The 13,203-nt window shown below is 34.2% G+C and carries 9 protein-coding genes and 1 pseudogene; 3 read left to right on the top strand and 7 right to left on the bottom strand.

Translation table 11 applies throughout. The features are described from left to right. The first annotated feature begins 281 nt into the window (after window positions 1-281). From ABWU28_RS06485 to ABWU28_RS06495, 3 genes are all read left to right on the top strand, one after another. Window positions 282-2,318, top strand: a complete 2,037-nt coding sequence (locus tag ABWU28_RS06485; RefSeq protein WP_353275172.1) for a hypothetical protein — start codon at window positions 282-284, stop codon at window positions 2,316-2,318. A 33-nt stretch (window positions 2,319-2,351) separates the two neighbouring features. Beyond that, on the top strand, window positions 2,352-6,107 hold the full coding sequence (locus ABWU28_RS06490; RefSeq protein ID WP_353275173.1) for a collagen-like protein: 3,756 nt from the start codon (window positions 2,352-2,354) through the stop codon (window positions 6,105-6,107). Between the two features lie 220 nt (window positions 6,108-6,327). Continuing rightward, complete coding sequence (locus tag ABWU28_RS06495) at window positions 6,328-7,356, top strand: hypothetical protein (protein ID WP_353275174.1); 1,029 nt, start codon at window positions 6,328-6,330, stop codon at window positions 7,354-7,356. Window positions 7,357-7,640: 284 nt separating this feature from the next. Here ABWU28_RS06495 and ABWU28_RS06500 read toward each other — a convergent pair whose 3' ends face one another. The 7 genes and pseudogenes from ABWU28_RS06500 to ABWU28_RS06530 form a co-directional block, all read right to left on the bottom strand. Next, window positions 7,641-7,793 carry a hypothetical protein gene (locus ABWU28_RS06500; RefSeq protein ID WP_353275175.1) on the bottom strand — a complete coding sequence of 51 codons (153 nt, stop codon included), beginning with the start codon at window positions 7,791-7,793 and terminating at the stop codon, window positions 7,641-7,643. 11 nt (window positions 7,794-7,804) lie between these two features. After that, complete coding sequence (ltrA, locus tag ABWU28_RS06505; protein ID WP_353274935.1) at window positions 7,805-9,106, bottom strand: group II intron reverse transcriptase/maturase; 1,302 nt, start codon at window positions 9,104-9,106, stop codon at window positions 7,805-7,807. A gap of 26 nt (window positions 9,107-9,132) precedes the next feature. After that, window positions 9,133-9,519, bottom strand: a complete 387-nt coding sequence (locus ABWU28_RS06510; RefSeq protein WP_353274937.1) for a hypothetical protein — start codon at window positions 9,517-9,519, stop codon at window positions 9,133-9,135. Window positions 9,520-9,607: 88 nt separating this feature from the next. Then, window positions 9,608-10,852: a hypothetical protein gene (locus tag ABWU28_RS06515; RefSeq protein ID WP_353275176.1), complete on the bottom strand. Its 1,245-nt coding sequence runs from the start codon at window positions 10,850-10,852 to the stop codon at window positions 9,608-9,610. A 67-nt stretch (window positions 10,853-10,919) separates the two neighbouring features. After that, entirely contained in the window at window positions 10,920-12,404 is a 1,485-nt protein-coding gene (locus ABWU28_RS06520) for a recombinase family protein (protein WP_353275731.1), read from the bottom strand. A gap of 10 nt (window positions 12,405-12,414) precedes the next feature. Continuing rightward, window positions 12,415-12,846, bottom strand: coding sequence for a DUF2924 domain-containing protein (locus tag ABWU28_RS06525; protein ID WP_353275177.1), 432 nt, complete (start codon window positions 12,844-12,846; stop codon window positions 12,415-12,417). 4 nt (window positions 12,847-12,850) lie between these two features. Further along, window positions 12,851-13,189 (bottom strand): annotated as a pseudogene (locus tag ABWU28_RS06530) (ankyrin repeat domain-containing protein); the annotation flags it as partial. Window positions 13,190-13,203 lie beyond the last annotated feature (14 nt).

Consider the following 13,203-nt stretch of genomic DNA (forward strand, 5'->3'; position numbering starts at 1 on the left):
TTGTTCTCACAAATATACGATCTTTTTATGTTTTTTGGAGAAAGTAAATAATTCAATTCCTTATAACACTAATTAGTATGGTCTTTTCATAAAATTTATCCTCTCAAAAAAGACTGTGCTTTATCCATCTACTTTAATGGTATCATAATATTTTACACCTAAATCTATTCTATAAAAATTCACAATACGAATTAGTAAATAGATTATATTCAAACCGATTGTATTTATGATATATAGCGCATACAATATATTACTTGTTTATTTTAGTAGGGGGTATAGGTATGTTTAGTTCAAAGCAGGTAGTACAATATAATTTATTTGGTAGTAACGGCCTTGAAGGCATTTCATCTTGTGAATTTGCACATTTTCCTGAAGAGGTATTTGAGATTAGCAGTAAAGAAAATCAAGTAATAGACAGTCTAGAAAGCAAAATAGAAAATCTACAACAGGAAAATTTTGATCTTAAAAAAAATGTAGAGTTACAAAAACACTATAAGAAAAGAGTAGAAGAGTATTACGAAGAAGTAAGTGAACTTACCAGAGAAATGCAAACCCTAGAAGGGAAAATTAAAAAGCTTGAAGTTAAATTACAAAAAAGGACGAGAAGTTTAACTGAAAATGATCAAGACATCGAACAGCTAAAACAGAAAGTAGAAATATTATTATTAGAAACTCAGAACAAAAGTGATGTAATTAAGAACTTAAATAACCAATTAAAAGAGGCAAAGAATGAAATTCAGTTAACAGACAAAATAAATGAAGAGTTACAGCAAAAACTGGATTTGACTGAAGCTGAGTTAAACAGAGTAAGAAAAGAAAGTACAGTGGTGATAAACAGTATAGAGGATTTGAAAGGTAATTATGAAAATCAGATACTAGAAAAAAAGAAGGAACTTAATGATATAAGAGATCAATTGTGTATTTATTTATCAGAGTATAAAGAGCTATTTGCAGAATTCAGTAGTCTGCAGAAGGAAAACGAAAGTTTAAAACAGAAAAATTTCTATATTAGTAATGAAGTGTCTCTTGCAGATGAAATAAACAAAGAAAACGTAAGAGAAGAAATAGCAAAGCTTCAGTTTGTACCTGAAGTGAAAATTAAACATATTATTGATAATAATGATTTCCCAATTGAAGTATGGAACGAAACGGATAGTGAAAGTGACAATGTTAGCCCTTGCCCTGATTATGATGAAAGTTTTGGTAGGCGTTACAGTCAACTATTCTATGATGAAGCCATAATTCATAAAGAAAAAGATACTTTTGTTTTAATTCGTCAAAAAGATTCTTTTTCTTTAGCGAAAGTAAAACTGAATACAAGAGAAGAAGAAAAGTATGAAAGTATTTGGCAAAAAATAGATAAGATCCTTGATGACCTAGATGTTTTAGGTAACTTTGGTAACGAAGAAGATTACAAGGAACAAGAAAAAAGATTTGATAAAGTTATAAGTGAAGCACTGGAGCAAGGAATAATGTTCACTTTTCCATATAAATCTGATATGTCCTTGATAGATCGTATAGCTGACACGTTGAAAAAGCTATACTTTTCTGCTGATACTACTCGAATTTATGAATTTTTAGATAAGAAGAAGATATTTCAGATAATATCAGAAGGTGTATCTTTAAACAAGTTTAGCGATGAAGAACATGAAGATTTTGTAAACATAATTTGTGCAGATGTAGACACTTTGAGTAAACGATCCGAAAAACTTTCAAAGCTTAAGGAATTAGCACTTGAAAGTATTATGAATAAAAGTGAGCAAGTTGATGAGCATTATTTTAAATTAGAAATAGATAATGGATATTTTTGCATAGATTATCCACAAAATAGTATTGTTGAAGTTTCAAGGATATTAAATAATCAAAAAGCTAAAGATTTAAATCTAAACATTGGTATACTTCAAGTTGGAAACAGTATAATTAGAGTTGAAAATATAGGAGGAAAGAGAAATTATACAGAGTTCTCGGGAGATATCATTGAAATGTCTTTTACCACTGAAGTAGGAGAGATCAGTATTCATCTATGTCCTAATGAGAAAGATAGTAATAAAATAGAGGTGAGGCTTATCGATAAAGTAAGGTTTAATAAGTTAGAGAATAAATCAAATTTAGAACAAAATTGTCTTTTAGGGGGAGAAAGTGTTTTGACAGCCATAGAAAATGGGTATTTCGAAAGAAATAGTAGTGTTTTTAAAGAGTTAGGTAAGACTATTAGACAGTCAGATTGTACAATGGAAAATCCATCTAGCTTTTTAGAAGAAGTTAATAGAAATCAGCTACTAAAAGTAAATGCAAGAGCTTATGGTAGGGGATTATGATAGTTAATATATATTAAGATCAGGAGGGTTAAGATGCGTTTTAATTTAGAGCCGGGAGGTGCTTTTTGTGATGGTAAAAATAAGCTTGTAACTGTCAAAATAAATGATGAAGAAAAGATTAATTTACCTTATACGTCATATATCTTTGATAAACATCACCATTTTATCATCTCTAATTTCAAGATGAACCCTACGAACAGTATACTAACTAATTTTTATCAACAAGAGCTATACTTAAAGCTAGAAAAAGTAGAAAGTGATTATAAGTTGGTTCTAGTTAATAATGAAGATCAATATTATTATTATGTTTACTATAATGATACAAATATTGTCAAAATAGCTACTTTTAATTCTATACCTAGCAATTTCATAAAATATCAAGGTCAGGATTATATTCTCTCTTATGATGGAGAGTGTTCAGTCAATTTTGTACCGCTAATAAATAGTAGGGTTCTAGTAGATCCAAAAGATATAATGAGTAATCAAGACATAGATTTTGTCTTAAAAGAGCTTGAAAAGCTGCCTGATAAGAGACTTAGAATAGGCGTTGGAAAGAATTTTCTAAGGGGACCAGAAGAAGTGCTATCAAGTACTTATAAAAGTGCTGAAGTATATGGTATACGTGGTAATAAAATTGGGATATTGAATAATATTGCTACTAGCTTTAGTAATAAAAAATTAGAGCTATTCTCTGGAAATGTTTCTATCGATACCATAGATCAATTTGGTGCTAATCTTAGTCTTAAAAAGACTAATCCTCGTTTTAGAATAAAAAGATTGAATAATGACAATTATGTAGGATGCATGTTAAGTAAGTATGGTAAATGTGAGAGATTTTATGCTCTGACACCTGAGAGCTTTGAGCAAGGAGAATATGCTTATACAGATTATGATGATGATGATGAGGAGGAGGAGTTTGACCAGCAGAGTCACTATTTATACGCTTATTACTACTATTTACATGATCTGGAGGTTACTGTGAATAATAAAAAATTAGAACAAAGAATTGAAGATTTAGAAAGAATAGTTAAAAGTTTAAATAATAGCATAGCATTAGTACCCGGTTTAAAAGGTGAGCCAGGTGAAAGGGGTATGCGAGGTCTTCCAGGCTCCTACGGCCGCCAAAAAGGTGAGCCCGGAGAATTAGTATGGGATAGTAGACCTGGAGAGAAAGGAGAGAGAGGTTTTCCAGGTCCGAAGGGTGAACATGGAATAATGGGTTACCCAGGTAACAAAGGTGAACCCGGACCTATTGGTCCTCCGGGTATTCCAGGTCTTGATGGTATTCCTGGTAAACCGGGGACTCCTGGGCAAAAAGGGAATAAGGGGGATACCCCAAATGCTCAAGAAATTGCAACTGAATTAGTTACTAGTAAAAAAGCTGAGTTAGTGGAAGCAGTTCTTAATACAAAGGGTATCATAGGTAAAAATCTTGCAACTCAGATTGCCGATAAGATTAATATCCACTCGCAGGAATTTGTGAATAAAATTGATGCAGTAAAATTTACTGAAGGAGTAGTAAATAAACTTTCTTTAGAGGAAGCAAAAAACATTGTAAAAGATACTGTGAGTAAGGTAACAAGTGATGCCACAAAGAAAAATAATCCAGACTCTATGGCCTTCAATAAATATGAAAATTTTGCAGAAAAGCTTGCTGAACTACTTGTTCGTAGAAGTAGTATGAGCGAGAAAGAAGCTCAAACTCTTGTAAAAGATAAGGTAAGTAATTGGGGACTTGCTAAGTATCTTCTGATTCATAGTGATTTAAATGAGCAAATAAAAGCTCTAGAAATGGTGAAGAAAGAAATAAACGAGGAAAAATTAATTCAGTCCTTGCTTGATTATGCTCAATTAAAAGGCAATGCAAGCGCAACAAAAACAATAATTGAAAATATTGTTCATCAGTTCCTTGACACTAAAAAAGTAGGTGAACTAGGAAGAGCAGTACTAGAAGCAAAAGATAATCAAGGTAAAAAGATCTTAGTTAATGATCTGGCCTTACAAAAAGGAGTAGCAGAAGAGTTGAGAAAAAATCCTGGACAAACGAAAGGAGATACTGGAATACCAGGTACACCTGGACTAAAGGGTGATAAAGGTGTGCGAGGTGAAAGTGGAACGAAGGGACCAAGGGGTTGGAAAGGTGAGCCTGGTTCTAAAGGTCTAAAAGGTGAGAGAGGAGATATTGGTCCAAGAGGATCAGATGGGTTACCAGGTTCGAAAGGAGACTTAGGTCCTAAAGGAGATATTGGAGCTCCAGGTGTACCTGGTCTTAAAGGTGATCAAGGAAATATTGGTTTCAAAGGAGATACTGGCTCTAAAGGTGATAAAGGTAGAGATACAAGTCCTGAAGAAGTTGCACAAAAATTAATTAATAATGGAACTATTGCTAATGAGGTGCTTGAATACCGTGACCAAGGCGGAGATTTAGTATTAGAGAAGCAAGTTACAGGAAGAATCATTAGTAATCAAGATATTCAAACAGGAATAGCTATTGCATTAGCTGATAACAGAATGGAAGAGCTAGCAGATGTGTTACTACGTGGTGCTAATCATACATTAGTAGAAAAACTTGCAAATAATACCGAGCTAACACAAAGCATTTCAGAAGAACTAAGGAAAAATCCAGGAGAAGTCCAAGGTCCAAAAGGGGAAAAAGGAGATATAGGTCCTAAAGGATTAGAAGGGGCTATGGGAATAAAAGGTGATAGGGGTGAGAAAGGAGAGATAGGTTCTAAAGGTGAGAAAGGAGGTCCAGGTGCGAATGGATTGCAAGGTCCAAAAGGATCAGATGGGTTGCCAGGACCTAAGGGAGAGATAGGTTTGCAAGGACCTAAAGGTCAGGTTGGTAGATCTGGTCTTAAGGGTAGTAAAGGAGATACTGGTCTAACGGGAATACCAGGTCCCAAGGGAGAAGATGGAATAGGTGCTGCATTAGCTGATAAGTTTTTGTATGAGATAAAAAAAGTAAAGAATGAAACTCTGAATGCTAAAGATTCAGCAGAGGTAGCCAAAAATGCTTCAGAAAGTTTTGCTAAAGAAGCTAAAAATGCTAATGATAACATTATAGAACTACACAATAAAACAGAAAACTTCACAAAGAAAGCTGAAGTTTTCTGCAATGCTAGCAAAAAATCTGCAAGTGATGCATCTGTCTCAGAATCTAATACTCAAACTTTTTATAGTCAAACACAAAAGATGTTCTGTGTAATACAGCCTGATGATACAAGTTGTGTTATAGAGAAAAGAGATAAGAGGGAAATAATAAACTCACCAGTGACAAGCGGAGCAAGCAGACCAACTTCATTTATATCTCAAGTAATAAATTTCTTTTACCCTGCGGCAGGACAGGATGAATATAAAATAAAAAATGAAATACAGGAAGTGGCAAAAATAATAGATGCAGCAGATATTGTAACAAAATTTGAAGAAGTATTAGGAGCAACAGCTGTGAAATTTGGCATTTCAAAGAAAAGTCTAAATTTTGATCCAGTAGAACTGCAGTCAACCATTGTCAATAAGTCATTACTTAATGATGAAAATCATAACGAGTTGTTGAAGTTCTTGTGTGTAACTGCGAAAAAATCACTCCCTAATTACAAACAAACTAGTAAATGTTTGTCTACTTTTAGAGATCATATGGAAAAAAGATTAAATGAGCAGCAAAGAGCTTTCGTTAATACTGAAAACATAGTGGCAAATAATGAACAGCCAAGGAGTTTTATGAGTTATGTCTCTCCTCCTAGTAGCCTCAGTGCTATTAATCAGCAAGTTGTTGGTTATTTAAGGTAATAGCATGAAAAAGTATACATTTGAAATAGACGATAAGAATCCACTTTATAAAAAGCTAATTGAGTTGCCTACTACATATTAAAGATTAAAGCACAATAATAACAAATATACTATCCATTCACACATTGGTACGGCTGAGCTGGGTGATGATACTAATGGTTTAAAGTTAAAGAAGCAGGGTGATAAAATATTTTTATATAAAGGAGCCTCGCCTCTGAAGGTGCACAACACAAATGGCGAAGTAAAGGACCTAGTTATAGAGCAGGGAGATATTATTAGTGAAAAAAAAAGTGATATTTTGGAAACGATTAAAACACAAGAAATAAATATTGTATTGAAGGAAGGGAGTAGTATCTCAGACTTTGCTCTCGGATTATCTTATTTAAATGATGATTTGAGTACATTAACTGGAATATTGTCCTTCATTGATTTTTATAATGAAGATGATCCAGCACTACAGAAGATTAAAGGAGAAGAAGGTAGGCTTTATTTTACAATAGAAGAAGATAATATCTTTGTATCAGACAAAAATGGAAACTGTCTTCCGGTGTGTAAAGATGGTAGTTGCTATAAATATCAATACACAAAAAATAAACATGATATAGAAATCAGTGAGATATCAAAAATAATAGAAAGCTTAACTAAGACTAAGGAGTGTAGTATATCAGAAACAACAGAAAGTTCAATTAAGGCCGGACAGAGTTTGACTTTTCAGCAAGAAGAGAAGTTATCGGAGTATGATATGTATGAAGTAGAAAATGGTGAGTGTATATCTACTTTACCGAAAATTGTCTATCATATGTTTAACAATGAGTTTCTCATACATAACTATACTACAAAAGAAAAAGAGGTAGAAATTCCTAGAGATTTTCATTACCTTAAAGTTGTTCAGTCCAGTAGTAATGATGATTATCAATTAACATTTTGTAATTTCTTGGGTAATGAGTTTTTTGAACATAAAAAGTATGATTCACAATACTCAAACGTTTCAGATGAATATAAGTATATAAGTTTAAACTGTATGAGAAAGGAATATAAACCAAATTTCTGCAAGTTGCTTAATCATAAGCCATCGTTTTTTATCACAGAAGGGACTGCTAATCCAAATTGTCCATGTCACTATTCAGCTGATATATATGAATTAACAAGTAGTGGAAAAGGTAGGAAAATGGCTACATTAATTGACCAATCTTACTCTTTAAACGAGGATTGTGATTGCTATACAAACGTAGAAGTATTGCTCTCATAAAATTCGAATTCTGGATTAGATTTCAGATAAATTATTGAAAATTTTGACTTTTTTAACTAAGTATGGTCAAACTCAAAAATAGTAGTTATAGAACTTTTTACAATAGTCCCAACAGATCATCATGCGCTACTGGCTATATATAGCCATCAACATATGTCTTATCGCATTCGGACTATTATAAGAAAGGTTATAACTCCTGAAACCTGAATTATGTATTAATAATTAAAAAGAGATCGATAACTTATAATTACGAGATTTACGATGGAAAAGTTAATGAGCATCTTTTAAATTCGATTAGACTTAGCTAAAAAAATCAAGATTTTGTTCGGTAGAAGCTGTAGCTTTACTCCTCTCGTTTGAGTTTTATTACTACAACTCCCCCTAAAGAACCGTGCTTGCAGATTTCCCGCACACGGCTCATCAATATTAGTTTTCACAGTCGTCCCTCTTATGCATATAAAGAAAAATGTATTTTTGGCTTTGGTAATGGATTTACTTCTACGTAGTGTACAAACTGTTCCCAGGTCATACTCTTTTTCTGACTACGCCGATTTATCCATTTAAATGCTAGCTTTCTTACTGATGTGTAAAATTGTTTCAAACACCAATAATTTCCGCTAATACCAAAGTAGTTATAGTGTCCTGTTAATTTAGCCTTCAGTACTTGCCACCAAGCTTTAAGTCGAATACTTCCGCGGACTATTTTCAACCACTCCTTGATTTCTTTTAGTTTTCTGGCTAGATTTAACTTTGAGGTTTTATGTCCCATTATTAATCTACCACGACGACTTTTTGCACCATAGTGCGTAAACCCCAGAAAATTGAAACTTTCCGTCCTTCGTTTCTCTCTTATCGCTTGTTGCCACTCCCTCTTGCCAAACTTTACTACTCTGGTCTTGTTTTCAGATACTTCCAACCCAAATTTATTTAGCCTTTGTTTCAGTAATTCCAGAAATTCTTCCGCGTCTACCTTACTTTCGCAACAAACCACAAAATCGTCGCAAAACCTTATTAGTTGTATATATCCTCTGGATCTTGGTTTAAATTTCTTTTCTATCCATAAATCCAACACATAATGTAAGTATATATTTGCTAATACAGGACTTACTATACCACCTTGGGGTGTACCTTGTTTTGTTGCTTCATAATTTCCAGCTTCGACTATCCCTGCCTTGAGAAACCGCTTTACTAACCACCGCAAATTTGGGTCAGTTATTCGTTCCCTTAGACATCTCATTAGCCATTTATGCTGTATATTATCGTAGAACTTCTTGATATCCACTTCTACAATGTAGTTTATTGGCTTGTACATAACTGCTTTATCTAGTGCATTTACCGCTTGATGACAGTTTCTTCCAGGTCGAAATCCATATGAGCTGTCCAGAAAGTTTGCCTCGTAAATATTTTCTAGTATCTTCTTCAGCATAATCTGTACTAATTTATCCTCGGTCGATGGTATTCCGAGTCCGCGTTTCTCTTTACTTCCAGCTTTCGGTATATATACCCTCTTTACTGGTTGTGGTTGATATTGCTTCCTCTTCATACTTTCTACTAGCACTTCGAGTTTCTCATTCAGATTTTCTCCGTATGATTCCACTGTTATCTGGTCTACTCCACAAGCCTTGTTACGCTTCAGTTCTTTATAACATCTCGCAAGATTCTCTGTATTTATCAGATGGACTAACGATGTGAATTTTAGTCGCTTATCTTGCTTTGCTCTTACTGCTATCTGGTTTAGTTTATTTTGCATGTTATTCCAACCTCCGTTGTATTGGCCTAGCAATCCCTATTCCAGTTACTATATTGCTGATCGCTTCCCCTTGTACGTGGCTTTCCCACATTCTGAGTACTATCAATCAGTCCGACTTCCCCTGCATCTTCCGCTAGTTCTTGCCTTTGTTGACTTGTTCCAGCGTACCTTTGTAGGAATGCATAGGATCTCCCAAGTTCACTTGAAGTCCATTTCAATACATGGCACGGTCTCAGATCCCGATAGAGTGAGTGATAACTTGCCTTTACGCTATCCTTCATGCTGTCTTCCATGGCCATGAAAATGTCGACCTCTATGTCTTCAGGTATTTCGGAACTCAATCCCTTCACTTTCGTTGTACCCTGCATTGTCCATCCCACTAGCTCTATTACACTCGTTACCTCATGCAACATAGTGGTCTGTTCCAAACTGTTGGCTAGACTTTGTTTGTGTTGGATTTTCACCAACTGTTCTCCAAGCACTTCTTGGCGCACCAATAACTTACCTCAAATCTAATCCATAATTTGGGTTTGAAGAATGGATAGTAGGACGCTCTACTTTTTCAAGCCTGGTATTAGGTTCTAAATTACTGCACAATGCAAAACTTACACAAGCTAACCCAGCAATTCCAATAACTATCCCTAGTATATGTATTTCCATAATATAAAACACAATACCACTTACTAATAACACTGCACCAATAACTCCAGCTAAAATGGGTTGATTTGATGATTTTTTATCTTTGGTAATGCTAGATCTAATATGAAAATATGGTTCAGCTTGAAATGACCTATTTGGCTCTTGCATATTAGTTTGCGTAAAAGTATTTTGGTCTTTCTTATTGATTTTACAGATGGGTTGATTTGTATGACGATTTTCTCTGTGCCACTCAGTGTTATTTTCTGCATCTTTCTCAAATATATTAACGATTTCTTCTTGCTCATCAGTAATAAAATTTAAAGAATTTTCTTCGTCTTTGTTTTCCTCTTTTACACTGGTTTCACATGTGGGCTTAATATCTTTGCTTCCTGTTGAAATATTTTGGGTTTCTTCACTATTTGCAAACATAGTTTCGTGTATTTCAAGATCTCTACAGTCTTTATTGATACCCTCACATCTAGTTTCAACATTACTACTTGCAGCTTCAACTTCTATATTCAGAATTTCCTCAAACTCCTTCAGAATCAGTGCACTTTCTTTGCAATTGTGTTTATTAGCATAGTCAAGTAGTGTATGGCTTATCTCTTTACCTTCTGCTTTCTTTACTTTCACTTTTTGGTTGAGAATTTCTTTTAAAATACCATTCTTTTTAGAAGCTTCTAGAACTGCTCTAATAGCTTTACTATCTTCCTCTAATATGCAGGATACCAGTGCAGTGTAAGTTATTGTTAGACCATTCGGCAATTTTTGGATCAATTCCTCACTAAGAACATCCTTTAAGATTCCTTGATTTATTGCTTCTTGTAAAAGCTCCTCAAAAGCTTGATTATTTTTATAGAACACAGAGTGGCACAGTAGCGTCAGAGTCCCTTCCTTTTTCTCATCCTTGTAAATTATTTTTTTTGTAAGAAGTTTCTGCGTGTTGTAATTAGATTTATTAAATTTTCCACTAATATTTTCACCGTTTTCTATCTTCTTTAACAGCTTGAAAAGCTTTTTTTTATCTTCATTGGTAAAATTATCCTGATCACCTGCCAGCTCATAGATTACATTTTTTGCGTTCTTAATCTTTTTAAACTTTGGCATTACTTTCCTTGCTCTACAATATTTAATTTTATAAATTAGTTATATTAACAACTTATTAATTGTTCAATTAGGTTGCTAATCCATAAAATTTCTCCAATTGCTCACTCCACAGCATCGGTATTTCTCTCAAATCAACTAATTTCAAATCTCTTGGCTGTCTCCCATTTACTATATCTTCTTTAATCTTCGGAGCTAAATAATTCAATCTTAAAATTTGCTGTATACGTCTTGTACCTATATTAATTTTGGCACTCAGCTCTTTTATATTTGCGTATTTTCCTTCCTCTAGTTGCCGTTTCCATAGGTGAGCTCTCACCACTGCTTTTAGCAATGCATTATTTGTTTTTCCTTCTGGCTCTACTACTGTACATTTGTTTCCTTTCTTCTTTATTGATATAAATTTTTCCTCTGATTCAGAACATAACTCTATTCCATCCTCTCTCACCAATACTGCTTTTATTAACTTTTTCACTACTTCTTTCTGCTTTCCAAAGCTTAAATTTTTCCACTCTTCCGCTTTTTCTCCCCATTTTTCATATAGCTGTTCAGCTTTCTTCATCACTTCTTTTTCCACTTCTCCAGCAACTATTGTTCGGTTCACTGATCCACAATCCTTCCCCCTTAAATGGTTATTGCACACATAATATCGGTACCTTTTATTTTCTTTTTTTGAGTATGTCAGCGTCATATTTACATCACAGCTCTTGCACTTAATTATTCCCTTTAATAGCGCTTCCTCGTATTTCGCCTTTCTATATGGTTGATTCCTTATCAATTCCTGTGCTTTTTTCCACTTTTCCTCTTCTATTATTGCTTCATGCTTTCCCTCATACTGGTTTTCATAATGTCTTATCTTTCCCATATATATTGGATTTGTTATTATTCTCCTTACTGTTGCCTTTTTAAAGATATCTAATTTTGTTCTGTAACCTTGACTATTTAGTTCCCTTGCCAACTCTGCCATTGACTTCAGCTCCAAATATCTTTCAAATATATAACTTACCACTTTTGCTTCTTTCTCATTTATTATTAATTCTTTATCCTTTACATCATATCCAAGCGGTAAAGTTCCACCCATCCATAACCCCTGCTCCTTTGATGTTGCTATTTTATTTTTTACCCTTTCTACGATCATCTCTCTTTCTAGTTGTGCTGCTCCTGACAATACCGTTTGTACAAATTTTCCCATTGGCGTATTATTATCAAATATCTGCGTTACTGCTACAAAATTTACTCTATGTCTTCTAAAAAATGATGTTACTTCGATGCTATCTTTTGTTTCCCTTGATAGCCTATCCAGAGTATATACTACTACACAATCTACTTCTCCTCCTTTAACATCTTCAAATAATTCCTTTATTGCTGGTCTTTCTAAATTCTTTCCTGAAAATCCGCCATCATCGTACCTTTTTGCCAATGCTACCCATCCTTCTCGGCTTTTTATATATTTTTCACATGCTACACGTTGCGCATCAAGACTGTTAAACTTTTGTTCTAGTCCATCCTCATTTGATTTTCTTGTATATATCGCACACCTTACTTCTTTTAGCATTTTATTCTCTTCAATTTTCATTTTTATCACGCATCCCAAATAATAAAGGTCCGTTGTAGCTCATTCCCATTATTTTTCCTGCCACTGCTGACAATGACGTAAAAAATTCTTCTCTGTAGATTAAACCCTTGTCTGTTACCATTACCGCATGCGTTTCTTCCCCTCTCTCTAATATTAGCTCTGTTCCTGCTACTGGCAGTTTGTCACTACTTATTCTTTTTCCCTTCTCTAGCCGATCTGCTAGATACTCTAGTCTTTTTGTTCCTTTTCTTGACATTTCTCCATACGCTTCCTCCTGTATTCTATATGCTAGTCTCGGTATCAGATATTTCTTTGAGTATCTAGGCGCCTCTTCCCCATATACCTTCTTCCATATTTTTCTCAGTTCATCCAAAGGTTTTCTCTCTAAATTCATTACTTTCTTTTCTACTTCTTTCTCCATATTTTTAGCCCTTCATAAATAGCTTTTCAATTCTGTCTATTTCTTTCTTCAATACTTCAGTTACTTCTTTACTGGTTTTCGCATAATCCATCCCTGTCATTCCAAATTTATCTGCTTGCTCTATTTCTGCTCCTGCTTTTACTAGCTCCTCCACTATTTCTTTTTCTCCTACCATGCACGCAAGGTGTAGAGGTATGCATTTATTTCCATATTCCTCAGCATTTACTTCTGCTCCTGATTTTATCAATTCTCTCACGATTTCTAGACGTTTCTCCGTTACCGCTAGGTGCAGTGCTGTATATCCTCCTACATCTGCTGCATTTACATTCACTCCTTTTTCAACCTCACTTTTACCCA

Origin of the sequence: Wolbachia endosymbiont (group B) of Pilophorus perplexus, from assembly GCF_964028155.1 — a bacterium.
In the GTDB taxonomy this organism is placed as follows: Bacteria; Pseudomonadota; Alphaproteobacteria; order Rickettsiales; family Anaplasmataceae; genus Wolbachia.

Coding starts and splice junctions, on each gene's coding strand:
- ABWU28_RS06510 (WP_353274937.1), bottom strand. CDS start 9,519: ATGTTGCATGAGGTAACGAGTGTAATAGAGCTAGTGGGATGGACAATG.
- ABWU28_RS06515 (WP_353275176.1), bottom strand. CDS start 10,852: ATGCCAAAGTTTAAAAAGATTAAGAACGCAAAAAATGTAATCTATGAG.
- ABWU28_RS06525 (WP_353275177.1), bottom strand. CDS start 12,846: ATGGAGAAAGAAGTAGAAAAGAAAGTAATGAATTTAGAGAGAAAACCT.
- ABWU28_RS06490 (WP_353275173.1), top strand. CDS start 2,352: ATGCGTTTTAATTTAGAGCCGGGAGGTGCTTTTTGTGATGGTAAAAAT.
- ABWU28_RS06520 (WP_353275731.1), bottom strand. CDS start 12,404: ATGCTAAAAGAAGTAAGGTGTGCGATATATACAAGAAAATCAAATGAG.
- ABWU28_RS06485 (WP_353275172.1), top strand. CDS start 282: ATGTTTAGTTCAAAGCAGGTAGTACAATATAATTTATTTGGTAGTAAC.
- ltrA (WP_353274935.1), bottom strand. CDS start 9,106: ATGCAAAATAAACTAAACCAGATAGCAGTAAGAGCAAAGCAAGATAAG.